Annotated in this window: 21 protein-coding genes and 1 pseudogene; 2 read left to right on the forward strand and 20 right to left on the reverse strand. The window is 66.1% G+C overall.

What is annotated here, in order from left to right; all coding sequences use genetic code 11:
• Positions 1-3 precede the first annotated feature (3 nt).
• The 16 genes and pseudogenes from LK535_RS12080 to LK535_RS12155 all read right to left on the reverse strand — a co-directional run bounded on the left by LK535_RS12080 (position 4) and on the right by LK535_RS12155 (position 18,308).
• The gene (locus tag LK535_RS12080; protein ID WP_227772153.1) at positions 4-1,359 is read right to left on the reverse strand and encodes a cytochrome P450; all 1,356 of its coding nucleotides are present in this window, start codon (positions 1,357-1,359) and stop codon (positions 4-6) included.
• 14 nt (positions 1,360-1,373) lie between these two features.
• Positions 1,374-2,168 (reverse strand): glutathione S-transferase family protein, encoded by a 795-nt coding sequence (locus tag LK535_RS12085; protein ID WP_227772154.1) that lies wholly within the window; start codon positions 2,166-2,168, stop codon positions 1,374-1,376.
• 472 nt (positions 2,169-2,640) lie between these two features.
• Positions 2,641-3,138: a cytochrome c-type biogenesis protein gene (locus tag LK535_RS12090; protein WP_321576559.1), complete on the reverse strand. Its 498-nt coding sequence runs from the start codon at positions 3,136-3,138 to the stop codon at positions 2,641-2,643.
• Positions 3,120-3,647 (reverse strand): DsbE family thiol:disulfide interchange protein, encoded by a 528-nt coding sequence (locus tag LK535_RS12095; protein ID WP_227772155.1) that lies wholly within the window; start codon positions 3,645-3,647, stop codon positions 3,120-3,122. Before LK535_RS12095 ends, LK535_RS12090 begins: the two co-directional genes overlap by 19 nt.
• Positions 3,644-5,602 (reverse strand): heme lyase CcmF/NrfE family subunit, encoded by a 1,959-nt coding sequence (locus LK535_RS12100; protein ID WP_227772156.1) that lies wholly within the window; start codon positions 5,600-5,602, stop codon positions 3,644-3,646. The genes LK535_RS12095 and LK535_RS12100 overlap by 4 nt, the downstream gene beginning before the upstream one ends.
• Before the next feature lie 104 nt (positions 5,603-5,706).
• Positions 5,707-6,999 (reverse strand): amidohydrolase family protein, encoded by a 1,293-nt coding sequence (locus tag LK535_RS12105; protein ID WP_227772157.1) that lies wholly within the window; start codon positions 6,997-6,999, stop codon positions 5,707-5,709.
• Positions 6,996-8,417: an amidohydrolase gene (locus LK535_RS12110; RefSeq protein WP_227772158.1), complete on the reverse strand. Its 1,422-nt coding sequence runs from the start codon at positions 8,415-8,417 to the stop codon at positions 6,996-6,998. The genes LK535_RS12105 and LK535_RS12110 overlap by 4 nt, the downstream gene beginning before the upstream one ends.
• Before the next feature lie 86 nt (positions 8,418-8,503).
• Positions 8,504-9,049: an ATP-dependent protease subunit HslV gene (hslV, locus tag LK535_RS12115; protein ID WP_227772159.1), complete on the reverse strand. Its 546-nt coding sequence runs from the start codon at positions 9,047-9,049 to the stop codon at positions 8,504-8,506.
• Between the two features lie 141 nt (positions 9,050-9,190).
• Positions 9,191-9,598, reverse strand: a pseudogene (locus LK535_RS12120) (holin family protein).
• A gap of 14 nt (positions 9,599-9,612) precedes the next feature.
• Complete coding sequence (locus tag LK535_RS12125) at positions 9,613-10,149, reverse strand: glycoside hydrolase family 108 protein (RefSeq protein WP_227772160.1); 537 nt, start codon at positions 10,147-10,149, stop codon at positions 9,613-9,615.
• A 189-nt stretch (positions 10,150-10,338) separates the two neighbouring features.
• Complete coding sequence (locus LK535_RS12130) at positions 10,339-11,319, reverse strand: NAD-dependent epimerase/dehydratase family protein (RefSeq protein ID WP_227772161.1); 981 nt, start codon at positions 11,317-11,319, stop codon at positions 10,339-10,341.
• Positions 11,320-11,503: 184 nt separating this feature from the next.
• A complete protein-coding gene (ahpF, locus tag LK535_RS12135; RefSeq protein WP_227772162.1) occupies positions 11,504-13,081 on the reverse strand; it encodes an alkyl hydroperoxide reductase subunit F in 1,578 nt (525 codons plus the stop codon).
• Between the two features lie 298 nt (positions 13,082-13,379).
• Complete coding sequence (gene ahpC / locus LK535_RS12140) at positions 13,380-13,943, reverse strand: alkyl hydroperoxide reductase subunit C (RefSeq protein WP_227772163.1); 564 nt, start codon at positions 13,941-13,943, stop codon at positions 13,380-13,382.
• Between the two features lie 395 nt (positions 13,944-14,338).
• Positions 14,339-15,061 carry an acetoacetyl-CoA reductase gene (gene phbB / locus LK535_RS12145; protein ID WP_227772164.1) on the reverse strand — a complete coding sequence of 241 codons (723 nt, stop codon included), beginning with the start codon at positions 15,059-15,061 and terminating at the stop codon, positions 14,339-14,341.
• Between the two features lie 32 nt (positions 15,062-15,093).
• A complete protein-coding gene (hemH, locus tag LK535_RS12150) occupies positions 15,094-16,101 on the reverse strand; it encodes a ferrochelatase (RefSeq protein ID WP_227772165.1) in 1,008 nt (335 codons plus the stop codon).
• The gene (locus tag LK535_RS12155; protein ID WP_227772166.1) at positions 16,098-18,308 is read right to left on the reverse strand and encodes a xanthine dehydrogenase family protein molybdopterin-binding subunit; all 2,211 of its coding nucleotides are present in this window, start codon (positions 18,306-18,308) and stop codon (positions 16,098-16,100) included. The genes hemH and LK535_RS12155 overlap by 4 nt, the downstream gene beginning before the upstream one ends.
• 180 nt (positions 18,309-18,488) lie before the next feature.
• Here LK535_RS12155 and LK535_RS12160 point away from each other — a divergent pair, with 180 nt between their 5' ends.
• Positions 18,489-19,022, forward strand: coding sequence for a winged helix DNA-binding protein (locus LK535_RS12160; protein ID WP_227772167.1), 534 nt, complete (start codon positions 18,489-18,491; stop codon positions 19,020-19,022).
• A gap of 208 nt (positions 19,023-19,230) precedes the next feature.
• On the opposite strand, the gene LK535_RS12165 is transcribed toward LK535_RS12160, so the two are convergent.
• Together LK535_RS12165 and LK535_RS12170 are read right to left on the reverse strand one after the other, a co-directional pair.
• Complete coding sequence (locus LK535_RS12165) at positions 19,231-20,862, reverse strand: long-chain-fatty-acid--CoA ligase (RefSeq protein WP_227772168.1); 1,632 nt, start codon at positions 20,860-20,862, stop codon at positions 19,231-19,233.
• Between the two features lie 109 nt (positions 20,863-20,971).
• Positions 20,972-22,129 (reverse strand): acyl-CoA dehydrogenase family protein, encoded by a 1,158-nt coding sequence (locus tag LK535_RS12170; protein ID WP_227772169.1) that lies wholly within the window; start codon positions 22,127-22,129, stop codon positions 20,972-20,974.
• Between the two features lie 143 nt (positions 22,130-22,272).
• On the opposite strand from LK535_RS12170, the gene LK535_RS12175 reads away from it, so the two are divergent.
• On the forward strand, positions 22,273-22,614 hold the full coding sequence (locus LK535_RS12175) for a hypothetical protein (protein ID WP_227772170.1): 342 nt from the start codon (positions 22,273-22,275) through the stop codon (positions 22,612-22,614).
• A gap of 17 nt (positions 22,615-22,631) precedes the next feature.
• Here the strand turns inward: LK535_RS12175 and LK535_RS12180 are convergent, their stop codons facing one another.
• Positions 22,632-23,471, reverse strand: a complete 840-nt coding sequence (locus LK535_RS12180; RefSeq protein ID WP_227772171.1) for an HpcH/HpaI aldolase/citrate lyase family protein — start codon at positions 23,469-23,471, stop codon at positions 22,632-22,634.
• Entirely contained in the window at positions 23,468-24,466 is a 999-nt protein-coding gene (gene galE, locus LK535_RS12185) for a UDP-glucose 4-epimerase GalE (RefSeq protein WP_227772172.1), read from the reverse strand. The genes LK535_RS12180 and galE overlap by 4 nt, the downstream gene beginning before the upstream one ends.
• Between the last annotated feature and the right edge of the window lie 27 nt (positions 24,467-24,493).

Below are 24,493 nucleotides of genomic sequence, written 5' to 3' on the forward strand. Positions count from 1 at the left end.
CCCTCATGCTGCCTTGGCCGCCCGTTCCGGCGTGAACTCCACCTCGAGCCGGCGGACGGCATGCACGAAATTGTTCGGGGCAATGTCCATGTCGCCCGTCCAGCGAATGTCCGGGAAGCGCGCGAAGATCTGACGATAGGCTTCCTCAAGCTGCAACTGCGCTGTCATGCGACCGATGCAGATATGCGGACCATGGCCAAAGGCGATGTTTCGTTCCGCATTGGCCCGAGCGATGTCGAACCGGTCGGGATCGGCGAACATGCGGGGATCGCGGTTGGCGGCTCCATAATACATGATCACCTTCTCGCCTTCCGCAATGCGCTGCCCCTCCAGCTCGGTATCGACCGTAGCGGTGCGGCGCATGTAGATGACGGGAGAAACCATGCGCGTGATTTCATGCACCGCGTTGGTGAGCAAGCTGCCGTCGGCTTGCAGCTTCTGCTTCTCCCCGGGGTTCTCGGTGAAAAGCTTCATTGCGCCCGAGATCGAATTGCGGGTGGTGTCGTTCCCCGCGAACACGATCAGCAGCCATGCGCCGTCGAGATAGGGATCGGGCAGTGGATCGCCCTCCACCACGGCATTGGCAATGGCGCTCATCAGGTCCGGCTGCGGTTCAGCGCGGCGCTTCGCCAGCATGTACCGGCCATATTCGAACATCTCTCCGACGTTCTTGTTGAACAGCTCGATAAAGGCCGAAATCTGCGGATTAAGTTGACCGCCGCCGGCCATCTGTTCGGCCTGCTCGGTGGCGATTTGCTGGGCCATTTCAAGGAAGTGGATCCAGCCGATGAACTTCTCGCGATCGGCCTCCGGCACACCCAGCATTTCACACAGCGTGAAGATCGGCAGCCGCTGCGAAAACTTTTCAACAAGGTCGCATTTGCCGAGCGGCGCCATGGTGTCGAGCAGCCGCGTCACCTCCGCTGACACACGATCGCGCAGCCCCTTGATATAGGTGGCGGTGAAATAGGGCATGTGTTCGCGCCTGAGCTCACGATGCGGGCGAGCGTCGAGGTTGATCATCGAATTGGTGGAGGCCGAGAACAGGATCGGATGCCGCGTTTCCTGCGGCCCAAGCGCCATCAGGATGCCGCCCTTTTCGCTGCTGAAGGTCTGCGGGTCACCGTTAACGCGCTTTACGCCTTCGAAGCTGGTCACGGCCCAAAAGCCGACGCCATCGCGAGGCATCGGGTGCCACATCACCGGCGCTTCGGAACGCATCCGCGCGTAATCGGCCCACGGCTGCCCGGAAGTGAAGCGACGAATGTCGGTCAGGTCCACGCCCGCAAGGGTGGGATACGCCTGTTCGAACGTCGGCCCCGGACGGCCTTCAATGATGTGATCGCTGACGAGATGCATGTGCTGCTCCGATTTCAGGCAAGATCTGGCGTGAAGCGGATGTTGCCGCGCGCCATGCCCTGCGAGACGACTTCCAATCCGCCGGACTTCACCATCCATTCCAGGCGGTGATCGCGGTATTCCCGCTTGAAAAGCCCTTGTTCCAAAAGCTTGGCGACATCGCCCATCCCGCCGGAAGAGGCAGTCGTGGCAGCTTCGGCAACGGTTTCGCGCACCGAAGGGCGTTCATTCGCACGTGCCAGCCACGCAGCGAGGCGGGAACCGGGCTCAGGTGCGATGCCATGGCCCACAGATCCATTCACATAGGGCACCACCGACAAGTCCCCCCAGCCGAACGTATCGCCGTTAAACCACTCCCGGTCGCCGAGTTCGCGTTCCAGCCAGCCGAAATATCCCCGCACTTGCTGGCTCGCACGAGTGGTCAACGTGTCGGCCAGCGGGCCTTCGGCGCGGCGGAACCAGCGCAATTCAGACAGGCCCCAGTTCACCGCTTCGAGATGGGTGTCCACCACTTCCTCGATCATCCGCACGCGGGCGCGATTAGCAGGGGCGGTGGGCAGCAGCGCCGGCTGCGGCCACGCATCCTCGATATATTCGAGGATGATGGTGGAATCGAAGATGCCGACGCCGTCGTGGATCAGCGCGGGGACTTCAGCGCGGGGGTTGGCGGCCACGAAATCGCCGGCCGCGCCGCCGACACCGATCCCGCCGGGCACGGCCGTGTCGAACCCGACGCCCTTTTCACGCAGCGCGATCTTCACCTTCTGCGCATAAGGCGACAGCGGGTGATCCCATAACGTGACGGCCATGCGGCTGCCCTCTCCATAACTTTTGTTCTGGGTGTGACGCTATGCGTAGGCGCGGGCAAATTCCAGTGCGAATTGGTGGTGTGTCGGCCTTCCAATCTGCAAGCTCGGCCCATCGTGGGACTGACATGGCGAAAGTCGGCCTGATACCCGCCGCCGCGTCCGCATTAACCGTCGCTAAGCGGATGGCGCCCCGTCCAGGTAAGGACGGGCTGGGAAGTTGCGGAACTGGGCTGCGTGGGGACGGATCGCTACCGAGGCGGCAAAGCACGTCGAGGCGGATGGACTCCAAACGCTCGAGCTACCGTCGCTTTTGTCAGGCTATTCGCGGGCAATCCGCGCTCGGGGCAGTGCTGCGCGAGCCGCGGTTTGTTGAGAAGGCCCAGCCGATGCGGCCATGCCTCGTGCTTGGGCGGGCGTGCCCCGCGGTCGAGATGCGGCTGAAGCGGCCAGCAGGGAGATTTATGCGGCGAGGCTATGAGCGGGGCGGCCGGCGGCGGCGGAAGCTGGCGCTGGCGATCCAGATGCCAAGCCCCAGGAGCGCCAGCGGGGTGAGCCAGAGCGGGATGGTGACGGCGCTCATCGGTGGATCATAAGTGACGTAATCGCCGTAGCGCGCGATCAGCCAGTCGCGAACCTCGTCCGCACTTTCGCCAGCGGCGATCCGCTGCCGCACCAAACTGCGCATGTCGCCGGCCATGTCAGCATCGCTGTCGACGATCGCCTGCCCCTGACACACCAGACAGCGCAGCGTCGCCATCAATGCGGTGGCCTTCGCTTCCTTGGCGGGATCGGGGAGTTGGACATTGGCATAGGGCGCGGGCGCACGGCTCTGCGCAACAGCCGGTGTGGCCAGGGCCAGCACGAGCACGGCTGCGACGAATGCTCCGACGATCCGTCGTAGGAGCAGCGCGGCGCGGCCACGGGAACGGAGAAGGATGCCGCGCGCCGTCTTCACCGCGCGTTCCGCCATGCTTCTGCCAGCGCCGCGACATCCTCGTCACGGATATCGCCGACATGTTGCTTCACGATGATCCCGCGGCCATCGATCACGAAGGTCTCAGGCACGCCGGATGAGCCTAGCGAGAGCTGAACGCGGCTGTCGCGATCGTCACCGATGCGCGCGTACGGATCGCCATAGCGCTTCAGAAATTGAGCGATCGCCGGCTCGCTGTCGCGGATTGCGACCGCGTCGATCGGGATGCCCATCGCCTTCAGCTTCATCAGCTGCGGCGCCTCTGCGATACAGGGGACGCACCAGCTGGCGAATATGTTGAGCAGGCGGGGCTGGCCAACCTGCAGATCGGCCGCGGAAAGGCCTGGTCGGCCAGACAGGATCGGCGGCAGTGTGAAGTCCGGAACGGCTTTCCCGACCATCGCGGAATATACCGTCCGATCGCTCGGCTTTCGCAACTCGCGCACGGCAAACACCACCACCAGCGCGAACAGGACGAGGGGAAGCCAAAGCAGCCAGCGCCTCATGCGCCCAACGCCTCCCGATAAGCCGCTGCTTCCGCCGCATCGTGCGCCCGGCGTTTCTGCCGACGATCCCGCAACCAGTGGCCGAGGATCGAAAGCGCGCCGCCCACGGCGATCAGCAGCCCGCCAAACCAGATGAGGGTCACCCAAGGCTTCCACCACAAGCGGATCTGCCAGCGGCCTTGGCCATCAGGCTGGCCCAGCACGGTATAAAGCTGTCCATCCAGTGCGGTGAGGATGGCGCTTTCACTGGTCGTGGTCGGCGGGTTGGAAAAGAACCGCGACTGCGGCGTCAGCAGCGCGCTCGCTGCCTCGCCGCGCTGCACCTCGAGGCGGGCCTCAAGAGCCGACCAATTATCCCCGATGACCGGACGGATGCCGCGGAGCGTGACGCGGTACGGGCCAACGCTGGCTGCCTCGCCAATGCCCTTCGCTACCAGCGTTTCCTTGGTGAAGGCGGTCGAGGCAGCCATGCCGGCAAGGCTGATGGCGATGCCCAGATGCGCAAGCACCATGCCGTAAACAAACATCGGCGTGCGCAGGAGATTGCGCCCGAACAGCGGCACGATGCTGGCGACGGCCAAGCCCGCAGCGAGCGCCAGCCCGAACATCGGCAGCAGCCCGAACCAGCCGGCGAGCACGACGAGGGAAACGGCGCTGACACCGGTGACCGCGATCGGCCAGGTCATCCGCTTCACCAGCGCCGCGGCACTATCGCGTCGCCAGCGGAGCAAGGGCCCGGCGGCCATGATGACGACGAGAACCAGCGCGATCGGGCCCGCGGCCTTTTCGAAAAAGGGCGGTCCAACCGACAATTGCGTACCCATGGCGGCGGCGACGATCGGGTAGAAGGTACCGATCAGGACGATGCCCAGGATCACGGAGAGCAGCAGATTGTTGGCGACCAGGCTGCCCTCGCGGCTGACCAGTTCGAACGTATTTCCTGCCCGCACCAGGCCGATCCGCGTGGCGAAGAGCGTCAGCGCGCCGCCGATGTAAATGGCCAGCAGGATCAGGATGAAGGTGCCCCGCTCCGGATCGACGGCGAAGGCGTGAACGCTCGTCAGGATGCCCGAGCGAACCAGGAAAGTCCCCAGCATCGACATGGAGAATGCGACCACCGCCAGCATCACCGTCCAGGCCCGCAGGCCGTCGCGGGTCGCGAGCACGCTGACTGAGTGGAGCAGGGCGGTTGCCGCGAGCCACGGCATGAGCGACGCATTCTCGACCGGATCCCAGAACCACCAGCCGCCCCAGCCAAGCTCATAATAGGCCCAGTAGCTGCCGGCGGTGATGCCGATCGTCAGGAACACCCAAGCGGCGAGCACCCAAGGGCGCATGGCACGCGCGAAGGCTGGCCCGACGTCACGTGTGAGAAGCGCGCCGACCGCGAAGGAGAAGGCGACCGACAGGCCGACATAGCCGGCGTAGAGGGTCGGCGGGTGGAAGGCGAGGCCGGGATCCTGAAGGAGCGGATTGAGCCCCTGACCGTCCAGCGGCGGGTTCGCGAGCCGCGCAAAGGGGTTCGAGGCGAAGAGCAGGAAAGCGTAGAAACCCAGCGCAATGGCGGCCTGCGCGCCGAGGGTGGCGGTGAGGGTGCGTTCGGCGACGCGACGCTCCAGCCAGGCGACGGCGGCGCCCGCGACGCCGAGGATCGTCACCCACAGCAGCATGGATCCTTCGTGATTGCCCCATGCGCCAGCGAATTTGTAAAGCCAGGGCTTCGCAGAATGGCTGTTCGCGACGACCAACGCGACCGACATGTCCGACAGCAGAAACACTCGGATCAGCATGGCCATCGCCAGTACGGTCAGCAGGCCCTGCACGATGGCGACCGGCCGGACGGCGGCGCTCAACAGGTCGTCGCGGCGCCGCACCGCGAGTGCCGCCAGCGCCAGCTGCATCGCGGCCAGCGCCGCGGCCAGCCAGAGCGCGACGAGGCCTGCTTCGGCGGTCATGCGTGTGCTCCGCAGGGCCGTAGGCCATGGTCCGCTACGCTGGCCGCGCCACGGGCGGCGTGCCGGTTGCCAGCCGGCATGGCCAGTTCCTCAGTCACAGATACTCAGCGCTCATAAGCCTTCGGCAGCGCCCCCTCAGTCGGGACCAGATAACGATCGCGCAGTTGCGACTGACGCGAACGCATTGGCTGGGCGACGCCATCAACCCACACCGCGGTGGGCGCCGAGGAGATTTCGAGCGGATCGCCATCCCAGAGCACGACATCGGCACGGCGGCCGGCGCGCAGCGAGCCGAGCTCACCGTCCATGCCGAGCGCGGCGGCCGGGCCGGACGTGATCGCGGCCAGCGCCTCGCCCCAGTTGAGGCCGGTGTGGCCGGGTACGCGAGTGATCGCGACGAGGTTGCCGGCGTACTGACGCAGATTATGCTCGCCGCCATTGTTGCCGGTCGAGGCAAGCGCAACCTGGACGCCCGCGGCGCGCATGCGGCCGACGTTCGATTCGGTTGCGCCGAGCGACTCGAATTGCGCCGGCAGATCCGCGAGCGCGGCGGCGATCACCGGGACGCGAGCGGCAGCGATCTCGCGTGCCACCATCCAGCCTTCGCTCACGCCGGTCAGTACCAGCTTCAGCTTGGGATAGTCACGCGGCAGCGCGAGCACCGTCAGGATATCGCTTGCGCGCTCCACATGGACGACGAGCGGGGTCTCGCCGTCGAGCACGCGCAGTAGCGCTTCGGCATCACCGCGCTTCACCAACGAGTCCTTTTCCCGACCGCCGAAAGCGGAAGGGTTGCGGCGGAAGTCCTGCGCCTGCGCCAGGGCATCGCGCAGCATGGCATAAGCCGCCGGGCGGCTGCCACCGGCGAGACGCCCGCCGGTCTCCCCCAGCTCAACGAACTGGAAGGCGCGCGCGCGGGTAACCGGCTGTGGATCGTTGCCGAGATCGATGACGGCGCCCTGGCCGGCGAAGATCGATCCGGCAGCCTCCGGTGCGACAAACGCGCGGGTGACGCCGCCGAGACGCTCATTGGCGACCTTCACCTCCGCCGGATTGATGGCGACGGACACGTCGATCGCGGCGTTGAAGGGCGCGGAGCGCGCGCCGGCGTCATTGCTCTCGGACACGCCGCCAGCGTCGGCGATCCCCAGATCGCTGAAGCCCGCGACGAAGCCGGGTGCCACCCACTTGCCGCTGCCGTCGATCACCTCGGCGCCAGCAGGGACGGCGACGCTCTTGCCCGCGGAGACGATGCGGCCGTTCTGGAAGACGACCGTGCCGTTCTCAATGGGACCGGAGCCGTCGCCGATTGCGATCGTCGCATTGGTGATGGCGACAGTCTGGGCCGCAACCGGGCTCGCCAGCATCGTGGCGAGGAGGAGGAAAGCGCGCTTCACTTGACGTCTCCCGAGCCGGGCTGGCCAAGTTCGAAGTCGCTCACCGGACGGCGCTTGGGATCATTGGCATCATAAAGGAGCGCCCCGTCGATCCAGACCTTATCGGGGCGGGTGTAGACGCTGAAGGGATTGCCGTTCCAAAGCACGACGTCAGCCATCTTGCCTGGGACGAGGCTGCCGGTCTTGTCGGCAATGCCCATCGCCTTCGCAGGGTTGAGCGACAGCCACTTCCACGCAACTTCCGGTGCGATATCGATGCCGACGCGGCGACCGGAGGCGAGCACCTTGGCGACTTCCTGGTTCAACCGCTGGATGCCGTTCTCGTCATCCGAGTGGATCATCGCGCAGGTGCCGGCCTTTTCGAGGATGGCGAGGTTTTCGCCGATGCCGTCGTAGCTTTCCATCTTGAAGCCGTACCAGTCGGCCCAGACGGCGGCGCAGGTGCCGTTCGCCTTCAGTACGTCAGCGATCTTGTACGCTTCGACGGCGTGGTGGAAGGCGGTGACCTTGTAGCCGAATTCCTTCGCCATATCCTCGACGATCGCCATTTCGTCGGCGCGGTAGCAGTGGTTCTGGATCAGGATCTCGCCCGCCAGCACACCGCGCAGCGTATCCATGGCGATGTCGCGATCGGGCATGTCGCCGCCGTCGGCGTCATATTTGTCCCACTTGCGGCGATAGCTCTGTGCCTTCGCCCAGGTGGCGCGGTCGACCGCGATATTGCCCATGCGCGTGGAGGGCTGGCGCCCCTTGGAGCCATAGACGCGCTTCGGATTCTCGCCGCACGCCATCTTCAGGCCATAAGGCGCGCCGGGGAACTTCATCCCCTGCATGGTCCGTGAATAGACGTTCTTCAGCGTGACCGAGCGGCCGCCCATGAGGTTCGCCGAGCCGGGCAGGATCTGCAGCGTGGTGACGCCGCCGTTCGCGAGCGCGCGGCTGAAGCCGGGATCCTGCGGCCAGACACTGTGTTCGGCCCAGACATCCGCGGTGATCGGGCCGGTCGCTTCATTGCCGTCGCTGTGCGCCTGAACGCTGGGCGTCGGGTAATCGCCGAGGTGGCTGTGGATATCGATGACGCCCGGCGTGACCCACTTGCCGGTGCCGTCGATCACCTGCGCGTCCGCCGGGGCATCCACGCTCGCGCCCACGGCGACGATCTTGCCGTCCGCGAACAGCACTTGGCCATTGTCGATCCGGCCGCCTTCGCCATCGAAGATCGTGACGTTGCGCACCACCGTCGGGACGCCCGGATAAGCGCGGTACGTCGACGGGTACGGATCGCGCGAATAAGGCTTGGGCGGCGCCTTGGACGATGCCGTCTTGGGGCGGGCATCGCCCTGCGAGCAGGCGACCAGCGACAGCGCGGCGAGGCCGGCTGCCAGCACGCGCCCGGCGGTGGAGGTGCGGAGGATCATGGGCGCCGTGATTGGACGGACGCGCGGCGGAAGACAAGCGCTTAGCCGCTGCTCCAGCGCAATCCGTCGCAATCACGCGCGCTGATTCATGCCGCGCTGTCGAGCGTCTCCACGACGAGGCGATCATTGGTGTAGACGCAGACTTCCGCCGCGATCGCCATCGCCTTGCGGCAGATCGTCTCGGCGTCCTTTTCATAGTCGACCAGCGCGCGTGCGGCGGCGAGCGCGTAATTGCCGCCCGAGCCGATCGCTGCGATGCCGGCCTCCGGCTCCAGCACGTCGCCGTTGCCGGTGAGGATGAGCGTTACGTCCCTGTCGGCGACGATCATCATCGCCTCCAGGTTGCGGAGGTATTTGTCGGTCCGCCAGTCCTTGGCGAGTTCCACAGCGGCGCGCATCAGATGGCCCTGGTGGCGTTCGAGCTTCGCCTCGAGCCGCTCGAACAGGGTGAAAGCGTCGGCGGTCGCGCCCGCGAAGCCGCCGATCACCTTGCCCTCCGGGCCGAGCGTGCGGACCTTGCGCGCGTTCGGCTTCATCACCGTCTGACCCATCGATACCTGGCCGTCGCCCGCGACGACCACTTTTCCGCCACGCCGCACCGACAGAATGGTGGTGCCGTGCCAGACGGGCATGCTGCTTTGTTCACTCATGGCGCGCGATGTAGGGTGGATGACCATCGCGGAACAGACCCCCGGAAAGCGCCGGTGCGACGATCCCCGGGGGCAAACTTCTCGAACCTTGCGCACAGACGCAATGCTGCACGGGTATGAAGTTCAGCGGCCTTTCGCCTTTCCCCATTCGCGCGCCACGGTGTAGCCGAGGTAGCCGGTGGCGAAGAGGGCGTAGAGTGGCTCCGGGATCCCGGCGAGATAGGCGTTCATGCCGCCGGCAATCACCCGCGCGGTCGCCGGGCTGACCGCGGCGATGATCCCCATCGGGATCGATCAGAGCAGCAGTACGTACATGACGTAGAGGAAGCTTGGCCGCGCCCGGCTGGTCCAGGGATCGGGCGATTCCGCCTCGGCCAGCACGGCGGCCATTTGCGTCCTGATCCGGTCGAGCTCCTGCGATCCTTCGAGCCGCAGCAGTTCGAGCTTTGCCGCCTCGCGCGCCTTGGGATCGGGAATGATCTTGTCGATCAGCCCGGCGACCGGGCCGATGACGGTATCGAGCAATGCCATGTTGCCTTTCTCCTTCAGGCGAGGCGGTTGGCGAGCCAGCCGTAGAGGAATGCTTCGTTCGCGGGACGACGCTCGGCGAGGGTGAGATAGCGTTCGCCCTGCAGCGCCTCGAGCGCCTTGAGCAGCACGGTTTCCCCGGCTGCCCCGCGGGTGGCGAGGAAGCCGTCGAGCGCGCCCAGCGTCTGCGGGCCGATGCGGCCGTCGAGCAGCACGTCGGGATAGTCGCGCGCGCCGCGGTTGAGCGCGTTCAGCGCGCGCTGGAGGAAGCCGATCGCGACCGCCGGCCCCATGTTGACGCCTGTGTCGAACAGTTCGGCGGCAATCAGCGGCGCGCGCTCTGCGACATCGTCAAGCCGCGGGCGCTGCCAGTAGATGCGGCGATAGATGGCGGCGGCAGCCTCACGCGCGAAATGCCGCATGTCGCCGGCATAGCCGTTCGCCCGCGCCACCGCCTCCGTAATCCCCCAACGAGTCGCGCCGCCGCGATCCGCCGGGTGATGGATGTAGCCGCCCTCGCGGTCGATGACGGCGTGGATGAGATCGTTGATCATGGCCCTCTCCTGTATGTGAACAGAAAGGGAACATACATCGGGTGCCGGCGTGTAGGACAGCGACGATGGCTGCGACAGCCGCAGCGCCGCTCCGGCCGATCGAGGGGATACAGGAAGGCGGCAGCTGACGGGTCGCGACCCGCCAGAAACTGGATTCAGGATGACGTGCCGAGTCGGATGCAGTCCTGCTCAGCTCAGGCGGTGGTAGTCCTTGAACCAATCCACAAAGCGCGGGATGCCGACCTCGATCGGGGTGGTAGGAGCGAAGCCGTGGTCGCGGCTGATTGCGGTGATGTCCGCATAGGTGGCGGGGACGTCGCCGGGCTGCATCGGCTCCAGGCTGCGCACCGCCTTGATGCCGATGGCGTCCTCGAGCACGTCAATCATGCGCAGCAGCTGTTCGGGCTTGTTGTTGCCGATGTTGTAGACGCGGTGCGGCGGGTTGCTGCCGTCATCGGCGGATGGGCTGTCGGTGACGGCGACCACGCCCGAGACGATGTCGTCGATGAAGGTGAAGTCGCGGCTCATGTCGCCATTGTTGAACACGCGGATCGGCTTGCCCTTCAGGATTGCGTCGGTGAACAGCCACAGCGCCATGTCGGGTCGGCCCCACGGGCCATAGACGGTGAAGAACCTGAGGCCGGTCAACGGGAGGCGGTAGAGATGGGCATACACATTGCCCATCAGCTCGTCGGCCTTCTTCGTCGCCGCGTAGAGCGAGATCGGCCCATCCACCCGATCCTCCTCGGCGAACGGCAGCTTCGTATTGCCGCCATAGACGGAGCTCGACGAGGCGTAGCTCATCGACACCAGGCCATCGAGCGCGCGCGCATATTCAAGCATGTTGACCTGGCCGACCAGGTTCGACTGCACATAGGCATGCGGGTTCGTCAGCGAGTAACGGACCCCCGCCTGCGCGGCGAGATGGATGATGTGCGTGATGCGGTGCGGCGCGAGTGCGGCCGTCAGCGCTGCGTTGTCGGCGATATCGACCTCGGCAAAGGTGAAGCCGGGGCGTTCCGCCAGAAGCGCGAGGCGATCACGCTTCAGCTGGACAGGGTAATAATCGTTGCAATTGTCGATGCCGACGACTTGCTCGCCACGGTCGAGCAGCCGGTGCGCAACTGCCGCGCCGATGAAGCCGGCCGCGCCGGTGACGAGATAGGCCAATGGTGTCGCTCCCCTTCTGCCGCCCCGCTTATGGCAGGAGCATTACGGCGACGTCGTGACAAGGGAGGATTGGCGAGCGGAGCATCGGAAGTACCAACGGCGCGGATTGCCGCGAAAAGTTGGTCTGGCCTCGCGCGTACCGAGGAATGGGCCCGATGCCGGTGAAAGCATCGGGCCAGTTGGTTCAGGCGGCCTCGGCCAGCTCGGCCGGCAGGCGGATGAGGTAATCAAACGCCGACAAGGATGCCTTCGACCCTTCGCCCATGGCGATCACGATCTGCTTGTAGGGCACGGTCGTGCAATCGCCGGCCGCGAAGATGCCGGGGCGCGAGGTTTCGCCGCGGTGATCGATCTCGATCTCGCCGCGGTTGGACAGCGCCACCGCGTCCTTCAGCCATTCGGTGTTGGGGACGAGGCCGATCTGGACGAAGATACCCTCCAGCTCGATCTCGTGCAGCGTGTCGTGATTGCGATCCTTGTAGGTGAGCGAGGTCACCTTGCTGCCGTCGCCCTTCACTTCCGTGGTCAGTGCCGAGGTGATGACCTTGACGTTGGGCAGGCTGGCGAGCTTGCGCTGCAGCACCGCGTCGGCGCGCAATTCGCGGTCGAACTCGATCAGCGTGACATGCGCGACGATGCCGGCAAGGTCGATCGCCGCCTCAACACCCGAATTGCCGCCGCCGATCACCGCGACGCGCTTGCCCTTGAACAGCGGGCCGTCGCAGTGCGGGCAGTAGGTCACGCCCTTGTTGCGATACTGGTCCTCGCCCGGCACGTTCATCTGGCGCCAGCGCGCGCCGGTCGACAGGATCACCGTGCGCGCCTTCAGCGTCGCGCCGCTTTCCAGCGTCACTTCGTGAAGGCCGCCTTCCTGCGTCGCGGGGACGAGCTTCGCCGCTTTCTGCAGGTTCATCACATCGACGTCATAGTCGCCGACATGCTGCTCGAGCTGCGCGACGAGCTTCGGCCCCTCGGTGTGGCTGACCGATATGAAATTCTCGATCGACATGGTGTCGAGCACCTGACCGCCGAACCGCTCGGTGGCGATGCCGGTGCGGATGCCCTTGCGCGCGGCATAGATCGCCGCCGACGCGCCGGCCGGGCCACCGCCGACGACGAGCACTTCGAACGGCTCCTTGGCCGAGATCTTCTCCGCGGTGCGGGCGACCGCGCCGGTATCGAGCTTGGCGAGGATCTGCTCCACGTCCATGCGGCCCTGCGCGAACGGCTGGCCGTTGAGGAAGATCGCCGGGACCGACATGATCTGCCGCGCCTCGACCTCGTCCTGGAACGCGCCGCCCTCGATCGCGACGTGGCGGATGCGCGGGTTGAGCACGCTCATCAGGTTCAGCGCCTGCACGACGTCCGGGCAGTTCTGGCAGGTGAGCGAGAAATAGCTTTCGAACTGATAATCGCCGTCGAGCGCCTGGACCTGCGCGATCACTTCCTGCGACAGCTTCGACGGGTGGCCGCCGACCTGGAGCAGGGCGAGGACGAGCGAGGTGAATTCATGCCCCATCGGGACGCCGGCGAAGCGCACGGCGACGTCGGTGCCCACACGGCGGATCAGGAACGAGGGGCGACGCTGATCGTCGTCGGCACGCACGACGCTGACCTCATCGGAGAGCGCCGCGATTTCGTCCAGCAGCTCCAGCATCTCGCGTGACTTGGCGCGATCGTCGGCGGAGGCGACCAGCTCGATCGGCTGGCGGATATTGGCGAGATAGCCCTTGAGCTGGGTCTTCAGATTATTGTCGAGCATCTAGCCCTCCTGGGAATTGCTGGCTGCCTTCACGTCAGCGGTGCGGCCCCGCGCAAGGGGGGAGGGGACGCGGGGGGAGTGGCGCCGCACCGCTGGCGTGAGGGCAGGTAGATTGTTGATGTAGCGGGATTATCGTTCCCTCACCTCGTCACCCCGAGGCTCGCCCGGGGTCCACGGTGCCGCTTACCGAGCGCCTGAAACGCCTGCAGCTTCGTGAATGCCGGGGCCAGCCCGGCATGACGGTGTGGGATGGACGGGGCTTGGTACGCGGCCCCGTCCCTGGTCCGAGCGGTAAGGCTCAGATCTTGCCGACGAGGTCGAGCGACGGGGCGAGCGTGGTTTCACCCTCTTCCCACTTCGCCGGGCAAACCTCGCCCGGGTGCGCCGCAATGTACTGAGCCGCCTTGATCTTGCGCAGCAGCTCAACCGCATTGCGGCCGACGCCCTCGCTGGTGACTTCCATCAGCTGGATCACGCCATCGGGATCAACGACGAAGGTGCCGCGATCGGCCAGGCCCTGGCCCGCGCGCAGGATGTCGAAGTTGTTCGAGATGGTGTGGTTCTGGTCGCCCAGCATGTAGAAGTTGATCTTGCCGATCGCGGGCGAGGTGTCGTGCCACGCCTTGTGGCTGAAATGCGTGTCGGTCGACACCGAGTAGATCTCAACGCCCATCTTCTGGAACGTTTCGTAATGATCGGCGAGGTCCTCAAGCTCGGTCGGGCACACGAAGGTGAAGTCGGCCGGATAGAAGAAGAACACCGCCCACTTGCCGCGCGTGTCCGCGTCGGTGACGGTGACGAACTTGCCTTCCTTATAGGCCTGGGTCTCGAACGGCTTGATGGTCGTGCCGATAAGCGACATGCGTAACTCCTTGCGTAAGTGCGAGGCGTAGATAGTGCGCCGCAGCAAACGATTGAACCGTTTATAATCGCTCGCGGTGATCGAATTTATCGATCATATCGCCGGCGGGCGGTCGGGCTTCATTCGACAGAGCAGCGCAGGCTGAAGCGGAAAACGCACGCACTCGATCTTGGTTGCCCGGGCGACGCCCCTGCTTTGCTGCGCTGCGACGGATCTATATAGGTCCGAAACGGGTGTAATCCCTGCGGTGCTTGCCGCGACGCTCAGCAGTCAAATGCGGGATTGTCTCACGTCATCTGGACGTCAGTTTGCATGACGAGGCGAGCGGCCACGCGCACTTCGGAAGGTGGCGGCGCACTCCTGATCTTGCCTGAGCAGCCGCCCGCGAGCGGCGCTCAGTACATGTGTTGGCCGCCGTTGATGGAAAGCGTCGAGCCGGTCACGAAGCCACCCTCCTCGGAGCAGAGGAACGCCACGCCGCGGGCAATTTCGTGGGCCTGGCCCAAGCGGCCAACCGGGATGCGCGCGACTATCTTGTCGAGCACGTCTTCAGGCACCGCCGCCACCATGTCTGTATCGATATAGCCGGGCGCGATCGCGTTCACGGTCACGCCGGACCGCGCGCCTTCCTGCGCCAGCGCCTTGGTGAAGCCATGGATCCCGCTCTTCGCGGCGGCATAGTTCACCTGGCCATATTGCCCGGCCTGGCCGTTGATCGAGCCGATGTTGACGATGCGGCCCCAGCCGCGCTCGCGCATGCCGGGAAATACCGCCTTGGCCATGTTGAAGCAGCCGCCAAGGTTCGTGTCGATGACCTCCTTCCACATTTCATAGGTCATCTTCAGGATCGTGCCGTCGCGGGTAATGCCGGCGTTGTTGACGAGAACGTCGATCGGCCCGAGCTCCTCGGCCACGCGGGCAGCGCCGGCCTGGCACGCGTCATGGTCGCTGACGTCCCATTTGTAGGTCCGGATACCGGTTCGCTCCGTAAAGGCTGCCGCGCGATCGTCATTGCCGGCGTAATTGGCCGCGACCGTCAGGCCCATGTCCTCCAGGGCGAGGCTGATCGCTTCACCGATGCCGCGCGTGCCGCCGGTGACGACCGCTACCCGTTTCATGCTCCGTTCTCCCTCGCTCAGGCGAGAAGAGGCTATTGAAGCGATACCCAGCCTTCAAGCTCCCGGGCGATCAGGCCACGTAACAAATCAATGCCGACCGTGCTGTCATTCAGGCACGGCAGATAGGCAAAGTGAGTGCCGCCAGCCTCCATGAAGCTCTCGCGCCCACGGATCGCCAGTTCCTCCAGCGTCTCGAGACAGTCGGCAGAAAAGCCGGGTGCAACGATCGCGACCTTGCGGATGCCCTTGGCCGGCAATTCCTCCAGCACCACGTCGGTCGCCGGCTCCAGCCATTTGGCGCGGCCAAATCGCGACTGGAACGTCAGGATTACCTCACGGCCAAGCGCTTCCTGCACAAGCCGGGCCGTCTTGTGGCATTGGCAATAATAGGGATCGCCAAGCCGCAGCGTGCGCTCTGGCATGCCGTGGAAGCTGGTCAGCAGCGCATCGGGCGTGAAGTCGAGCGCGGCCATGCTTTCCTCGATCGAGCGCTTGAGCGCGCCGATATAGGCGGGATCGTCGTGATACGGCGGCAAGGTTCGCACGGCCGGTTGCCAGCGCATGGCGGCGAGCTGGGCAAACGCCTTGTCATTCGCCGTGGCGGTCGTGGCGCCGGAATATTGCGGATAGAGCGGCGCCAGCAGGATCCGTTCGCAACCCGCATCCTTCAGCGCCTGCACCCGATCGCCAATCGCGGGACGGCCATAGCGCATGGCGTAATCGACGACGACGTCCGGCCCGAATGCCCCTTCAAGCGCCCTGGCTTGCGCGCGCGTGATGGCGGCAAGTGGGGAACCGTCCTCGCGCCAGACCTGCTGATAAGCGTGGGCCGATTTCTTCGGCCGTGTCGTCAGCACTGCACCACGCAGGATCGGCTGCCACAGCAATCTGGGCAGTTCCACCACGCGGGGATCGGAGAGGAACTCCGCGAGATAGCGACGTACCGCGGGCGCATCCGGCGCATCGGGTGTGCCGAGATTGATCAGCAGCACGCCGACGCGGAGGGGAGGGATCGGCGGGTGATCGGCTGGCTTGTTCATGGAAGTCCAAACGGAAGGTGGCGCGGCCGGTTGCCGGTGGCGGAGGCAAGCGCGTTGGCGATGGCGGGTGCCACGGCGGGAACGCCCAGATCACTGACGCCGCCAGGGTCCGCCGCGCTGGGGATCAGTTCAACGGTGATTTCAGGTGTGTCGGAAAGGCGCGGCAGCTGCAAGTCGCCCAAGGTGCGGGCGTCGGCAATACCGGCCGTAAAGGCTGGCGCTCGCCCGGCGACAAGCGCGATGGCGAAGACGATGCCGCCCTCCACCTGCTGACGGACGATGTCGGGGTTAATCGCCCGGCCGCAATCGACGGCGGCGACGATACGGCTGACGCTGGGACGCCCCGCCGCGTCATATTGCGCCTCCGCCAGAACGGCGATCATGCTGCCAGCCATAGCGTGACAGGCAAGCCCTTGTCCGCTGCCCGCGCGCCCGCCGTCCCAGCCACCCAGCGAGGCGGCGGTGGTAAGGCAGCGCGCCAGACGCGGGTCATGCCCGAGCATGCCGATGCGGAACGACATGGGCTCGGCACCGGCGCGATGGGCCAGTTCATCGATGAAACATTCGGTGAAAAAGGCGTTTGCCCGGTCCGCGCCGCCGCGCAGGTGCCCTACGGGAAGTTCAATATCGGCGCGAAAATGGTCAATGGCCATGGCGGGCAGGCGATAGGGCGGCAAGGCGCCCGACATGGCGTAAGCGTCTGCGCGGCGCGGCAATGCCGTGGCCACCCGGGCGAGCGGATCAGCGCTCAGCAGCCGCTGCGCCAGTGCTGCACCGGTAGCGGGAGTCGCGATCTGGGCCTGCCAGCCCAGAATGCGACCATCGGCCGAAAGGCGCGCGACCATGCGTGCCTTGGCCGGCGCGCCGAAGCGATCATGGAGGATCGCCTCCCGCCGCGACCAGGTGAGCTGGACCGGCCGCCGCACGGTGAGCGCGATGACAGCGGCCTGCGCCACGGCATCATGGTCCAGCGCCTGACCGAACGAGCCGCCGATCAGCATCGGATGAACGGTGACGGCGCTTTCCGGCAAACCGGCGGCCCTCGCCGCAGCGGCGCGGGCCAGGCCGGGCGCCTGCGTAGGGATCCACAGCTCCAGCCGGTCGGCATGCCACCAGGCAGTGGCGGTGGGCGTTTCCAGCGCGGCATGGGCGCCGATGCCGATCGAATATTCGGCGCGGGTAACGTCGCCCCGCAGCACCTCTGCGATGTCGCCGACGGCGGCAAGCCGATCGCCCTCGGCGGCGAAGGCATTGTCGAGAGCCCGGGTAACGGCAGCGCTGTCGGCAAGTCGCCCGCGGGTTTCGAAGCGCGGGCGCAGCGCCGCCACGCCCTGGATCGCAGCCCAACTGTTATTGGCGATGGCGGCGACCCAGCGGTCGTTCTCGATGACCGCCATGACGCCGCTCACGCGATCCGCTGCCGCCTTGTCGACCTGAACCAACCGGCTTTCCCCGCCGGCAGGCCCTTGCGCAATGCTGGCAAAGACCATGTCGGGCAGCCGCACGTCAGCGGTGAAGTTCGCCGATCCGTCAACCTTCGCCGGCGCATCGAGGCGCGGCACGGACTGGCCAGTCAGTCGCCCCTCGTCGCCGATGCGCAGCGGCAATTCCGCCGGAAGATCGAACCCGGCCGCCTCTGCCGCCAGTTCGCCGAAGCGCAGGCGGCGACCCGCGTTGACCACCATTCCCTCGCTGGTCTCGCACTGTTCCCAGTCGACGTCCCAGCGCGCGGCTGCCGCCTTCGCCAACAGCACGCGGGCTGCGGCGCCGGCGTCACGTAGCGCCGCCTCGAACATGCGGACGGACGTGGAGCCGCCGGTCAGCAGCAGCGCCGAGCGGACCCAATGTTCGCGCTGGATGGGCTCCGGAACATGGGTGAGACCGCCGCCGAACAACATGGTTGCCGCGAGCGGATTGGCGTAGATCGGGTTCGGCAGCGCGGCCTCGACGCCGATGGTCCGCCAGTCTGCGCCGAGTTCGTCAGCGAGGATCTGCGGCAGGGTGGTGTACACGCCCTGGCCATGTTCGGCTTGCGGCACGGCAATGGTGATCCGGCCGCTTTCCGCAATCTTCAGCCAGGCGCCGAGCGCGGTTTCACCCTTTTGCGGGGCGAGATCGACGGCATAGCGGCGCGGCCACGCAGCCCAGGCCACAGCCAGGCCGATACCGGCCCCGCCGGTGACCAGCAGAGAGCGTCGCGAAATCATCGGCACCGCTTAGCGCCGACCGATCGCCGCGTCATGAGGGACCGCGCGAAGTGTCGTTAACTGCGTGATTATGCTTGAATAATGGCGACAACCCTGATTGCTGCCGGAACGGATGTGATGTTCAAGCGTACGAATAGACGCGAACGGCGGAAACACGCCGGCAGTGGGGAGGTTCGGGAAATGATCATGCGATCCGACGAGAATCCTATTCTTGAGCGAATCGAAAAGGTGCTGGCAGAACTCTCGCGGACGATCGCGTCACCCAATCCGGCGGTCGGCGAAGGAGCCGGCACGAATGCGGCGGGTTCGCCCGCGCAAGAGGGGGTTGCGTCGTCCATCGCGGCCGAGCGGCTGAACACGGCCATTGCCTGGATCCGGGCACGTGCGCGGCGCGACCAGGCTTTCGGCGAAGATCTGTTCTTTGATCCCGCATGGAGCATCCTGCTCGAACTCTACGTCCATCACCGTCAGCGCACCGCCACGTCGATCACGTCGCTGTGCCTTGCGGCCAAGGTGCCGCCCAGCACGGGGCTTCGCTGGGTCGCGCTGCTCGAAAAGCGCGGATTGGTGGTGCGTGAGGCGGATCCGTTCGACAAGCGCAAGAGCTATGCCCGCCTGACGATGGAAGCGGTGGAGCGCGTGGAGCGCGCCCTTGACGATACGATGGAGAGCAATCGCCAGCTAGGAATCGAGCGCGTTCGGGTGATGAATTAGATCAATCGCTTGCTGCACATGCAGGGCAGCAAGCGATAACGCCTGTGCGTCCGGCCCGTTCTTTTCCGGTGCGGTCCGGTCCAGGCAATCAAGGATCAGGCGCAACATCGCGGTGCACTCTGCGGCCGTGACGTCTTTCCACTCGGTGCCCATGGGTGGCAGAGCGGACTTCCCGTGATTTTGTTCCGTGCTTGCCAGCCGATCGAACTCAGCCTGACGTAACGGGCAGCGTGTAATCTGCCATGCGCTGACGGATCAGCTTCTTGTCGATCTTGCCCGTCGCGCCGAGTGGGATTTCCTCCACGAACACGACATCGTCGGGCATCCACCATTTGGCGACCTTGCCTTCGAGGAAGGTGAGCAGATCGTCGCCCGTCGCCGCCTCGCCCGGCTTCAGCTGGCACAGCAAGATGGGGCGCTCGTCCCACTTGGGGTGGGCGACGCCGATGACGGCGGCAAGCGCGATCGAGGGGTGGCCGATGGCGATGTTCTCGATCTCGATCGAGCTGATCCACTCGCCGCCGGACTTCACCACGTCCTTCGCGCGATCGGTGATCTGCATATAGCCGCGCTGGTCGAGCGTCGCGACGTCGCCGGTATCAAAATAGCCTTCCTCGTCGAGGATCTCGCCGCCTTCGCCGCCGAAATAGGAGGAGACGATCGTCGGCCCCTTGATCTTGAGATGGCCGAACGTCTCGCCGTCGTGCGGCAGGGGATTGCCGTCATCATCGGTCAGCTTGAACTTCAGCCCGCACATCAGGCGGCCCTGCTTGATGGTGTGCGCGACGCGGGCATCCTCATCCATCGCGGCGACTTCCGCGGACGGGGTGGAGAGCGTGGCGAGCGGCGAGGTTTCGGTCATCCCCCAGCCTTGCGTGACTTCGACGCCATATTCGTCGCGGAAGGCGCGGACGAGCATCTCGGGCACCGCGGAGCCGCCGATCGTCACGCGCTGCAGTGAATCGATCCGTCGGCCGGAGCTGCGCAGATATTGCAGCAGGCCCTGCCACACGGTGGGCACCGCGGCGGAATAGGTGACGCCTTCCGCTTCGATCAGATCGCAGATCGATTCGCCGTCCATCCGCGGCCCCGGCAGCACCAGCTTCGCGCCGACGGCGGGGGCGGAATAGACCACGCCCCAAGCGTTGGCATGGTACATCGGGACGACCAGCAGCACCGTGTCCCGTGCCGACAGCGCCAGCGCATCGGCCTGGAGCGTCAGCATGGTGTGAAGGTAATTGGAACGGTGCGAATAGAGCACGCCCTTGGGATTGCCGGTCGTGCCGCTGGTATAGCAGAGGCCGCAGGCGAGATTCTCGTCGAACCCGCCCCAGGCATATTCCGCCGGCTCGCCTGCGATCCAATCGTCGAAGGGGGTGGCGGCATAATCGGTCGCTGGCATCGAGGCCGCGTCGCACAGGAAGATCACCCGCTCGATCGAGGGCACTTGCGGCAGCAATTGTGCGACGGTGTCTGCGCAGTTCGGATCGGCGAACAGGATGCGATCGCCGGCGTGGTTGGCGATATAGGCGATCTGTTCGAGGAACAGCCGCGGGTTCAGCGTGTGCAGCACCGCGCCCATGTTGGTGGCGCCATACCAGGCGGCGACATGGCGGTGCGTGTTCCAGCCCATGGTGGCGACCCGGTCACCCTGGCGGATGCCGGCGCGGGCGAGCGCGGCGGAGACCTGCTTCGCCATGTCGCGGATGCTGGCGTAATTGCTGCGCGTGACATTACCGGCGGCGTCGCGCGACACGATTTCGCGCGTCGGCTGCCACGTGGCGGCATGATCGAGGAAGGTATCGACGGTCAGTTGCCCCGACTGCATCAGGCCCAGCATTACTCTCTCCTACTTGTCGTCACCCCGGAATTGATCCGGACCTGCCAGTTCTGCCCGAGAGAAGAAGAAGCGGGACCCCGGGTCAAGCCCGGGGTGACGGAAGCGTTGTTCAGCCCTGCGCGGCCTTCCAGTCGCGCTTCACCTTCTTTGCGAGGCTCCATTTGTGAACTTCGGTGGGGCCGTCATAGATGCGGAACGCGCGGACTTCGCGGAACACCTGCTCCACGATCGTATCGCCGCTGACGCCCGTCGCGCCCATCACCTGGACGCAGCGATCGGCGATCCGCATCAGCGCCTCCGACACCGCGACCTTGGCCATCGAGCTTTCCACCGTGCCCAGCACGCCGGTGTCGAGCACGTCGGCGCACCAGTCGATCATCAGCTCGGCCTGCTTCAGGTCGATGAGGTTCTCGGCCAGCATGAAACCGACGCCCTCATGGTCAACCAGCGGCTTGCCAAAGGCGTGGCGGCGGTTGGCGTAATCGGTGGCGATCTCGTGCGCGCGGGCGCAGGCGCCATGCCAGCGCATGCAGTGCGTCAGCCGCGCGGGCGCCAGGCGAACCTGCGCCAGCTTGAAGCCGTCGCCGGGGTCGCCCAGCATCTGGTCGGCCGGCACGCGCAGATTGTCGATCGTCACCACCGAGTGGCCGCCGGGCATCGAGCTGTCGATCGTGTCGAGCACCCGCTCGATGCGGATCGCAGGATCGGGCAGGTCGACGAGGAACATCGACGCGCCTTCATCCGCCTTGGCCATGACGATGCCGACCTTGGCGCCGTCCGCGCCGGTGATGAAGGTCTTTCGGCCGTTGATGACCCAGTGATTGCCGTCACGCACCGCGGTGGTCAGCATCATCGACGGGTCGGACCCCGCGCCGCCATCCGTCGCAGGCTCGGTCATGAAGAAGGCCGACCGCGCCTCGCCGCTGACCAGCGGCTTCAGGAAGCGCTCCTTCAGCTCCGGGCTCGCCTTCTGGCCAAGGAGGTACATGTTGCCCTCGTCCGGCGCCATGACGTTGACCGCCAGCGGGCCGAGCGGTGACAGCCCCGACGCGCGCAGCACGTCCGCCGTCTCGCGATGCGTCAGGTGGCCGCCGTCGGGCAGGATGTGCGGCGTCAGCACGCCGGCCTGTCGCGCCAGCCCGCGCATTTCCTGCACCAGCTCGTCGGACGGCCCGTGCGTGCCGCAGCGCGGATCACGCTCGTACGGCACGATCGTCTCGCGCACGAACGCCTCGACCCTGGCGGCGATCTCCTGGCCTCTCGTCATCCCCATTCCCGCATGATTGTTGTCAGATGGGGGCGCTAATGTCGTGTTTCGTTTCGTGTCGCCAGCCCTATCGGCGCCCGGGGTACCGCGCGTTCCGCAGGATCATGCGGCGTGATAGGCTTGCCGCAGGGAAGATTCGGCGCATGATCATGATCATCATTGCGATGGTGTACGGCGCGGCGATGCTCGTCGTGGCGTGGCGGGCAAATGCGCGGTTCCGACGTGAAGAGCGGCTGCCGATGCAATGGCTGCTGAACGGGGACGTGACGTGGTCCGCGCCGCGGCGGATGGCGCTGGCGTTCATGCCTGCGCTGTCGATCCCGATGCTCGCCGCGTTGATCTGGTTGTTCCTCAACGTGGCGCCGCGACCGGGCCAGGAGCATCTGGTGTTCCCGGTGTTTGTCGGGATCGGCGCATTGTTCGTGGCTATCCAGCTGCTGCACGTCTGGCTGATCGACAGGACGCTCCGCCGCGCGGGCAGGTAGCGCGAGGGCGCTGCTCCTTACTCCACCAGCGCCAACAGCCGCCGCGCGCTTTTCAGGTGCGGGGCGTCGATCATCTTGCCGTCGAGCTGCAGCGCGCCGGCGCCAGGGTTGGCCTCGAACGCGGCGATGACGGCGCGGGCGTGGGCGAGTTCGGCCTCGCTGGGGGTGAAGGCCTGATTGATCACCGCGACCTGCGTCGGGTGGATCGCGAGCATGCCGGTGAAGCCGTCACGCCGGCCGCGCGCGGCATAGGCGGCGAGGCCGTCGAGGTTGCGGAAATCGGGGAACACGGTTTCAATCGCGGGCACCCCGGCGGCGTGCGCACCGAACAGGGTGAGCGCGCGCACGACGCGATAGGGATCGGTGTAGCTGCCGTCCTCCTCGCGCGCGCTGGTCGCGCCGATCGCGGCGGGGAGATCCTCCGCACCCCAGGTGACGCCGGCGAGCCGGCCGGCGACGCTGCCGAAGGTGCCGAGCTGGAACACCGCCGCCGCGGTCTCGCTGGCGACCGGAAGGATCGCATAGTCACCGGGCAGGCGATTCGTGAGCGTGGCGACCGACGATGCGCCTTCTGCCTTGGGCAGGACGATGCCGTCGAGCGACAGGCCGGCGAGCGCCTCCAGGTCGGCGGCGACCTCATCGCTGTCGATCGGGTTGATGCGCACGAAGATGGCCGGGGCGCCATTTTCGCGCGGCGCCTCGATCCAGGCGCGGACGGCGGCGCGCGCCTCGGGCTTGCGATCCGGGGCGACGGCATCTTCGAGGTCGAGGATCAGCGCGTCGGCGCCGGTCGCGGCCGCCTTGGGAAAGCGTTCCGGCCGGTCACCGGGGACGAACAGGAGCGATCGCAGCTTCACTTGCCCATCTCCGCCAGCTTGCGTTCCCAGGCGAGCGCATCGCGCACGATGCCGTCGAGATCGGCGCGCTTCGGCTGCCAGTCGAGCGCGGCGAGGATCGCGCTATTGTCCGCCACCAGTTCCGCCGGGTCGCCCGCGCGTCGGCCCTCGATGCGGCGCTCGATCGTGATGTTGGTGACGCGGTCGACCGCGTCGAGCACCTCGAGGACCGAGAAGCCGCGGCCATAGCCGCAGTTGAAGGTGAAGCTTTCGGTCGGAGCGGCGATCAGCTGCTTCAAGGCGGCGACATGCGCGTCGGCGAGATCGGAGACATGGATGTAATCACGCACGCCAGTGCCGTCGCGGGTCGGGAAATCGGTGCCGAATACGCCGACCGCGGCGCGCTTGCCGGTCGCCGCCTCGACCGCGATCTTGATGAGGTGGGTGGCGCCGACCGTCGACTGGCCAGTGCGCCCCTCGGGGTCAGCGCCGGCGACGTTGAAATAGCGCAATGCGCCATAGTTCATCGGGTGCGCCGCCGCGACATCGCGCAGCATCGCCTCGGTCATCAGCTTCGACGTGCCGTAGGGATTGATCGGCAGCTGCGGGTCGGCCTCCGTGATCGGCACCTTGGTCGGGTTGCCGTAGGTCGCGGCGGTCGAGGAGAAGATGAAGTGCGGCACGCCCTCCACCACCGCGCTTTCGATCAGGCTGCGCGTCGCGGCGGTGTTGTTGCGGTAATATTTGAGCGGGTTCTCGACCGATTCCGGCACCACCACCGAACCGGCGAAATGCATGATCGCGCGCACGTTGTGCTGGCGGATCACGTCGCGCACGCCCGGATCCTCGACCGCGATGTTGACGAAGGCCGCGCGCTGATCGATCGCCCAGTCGAAGCCGGTGACGAGATTGTCGATCACCACGACGTCATGGCCGGCGTCGAGCAGCGCCAGCACGGCGTGGCTGCCGATATAGCCGGCCCCGCCCGTCACCATCACCTTGCCGCCCAATGCCATGCCGATCTCCCTCTTTGCGCGCGCCCT

The organism is Sphingomonas sp. IC4-52 (assembly GCF_020707225.1).
GTDB lineage: Bacteria > Pseudomonadota > Alphaproteobacteria > Sphingomonadales > Sphingomonadaceae > Sphingomonas.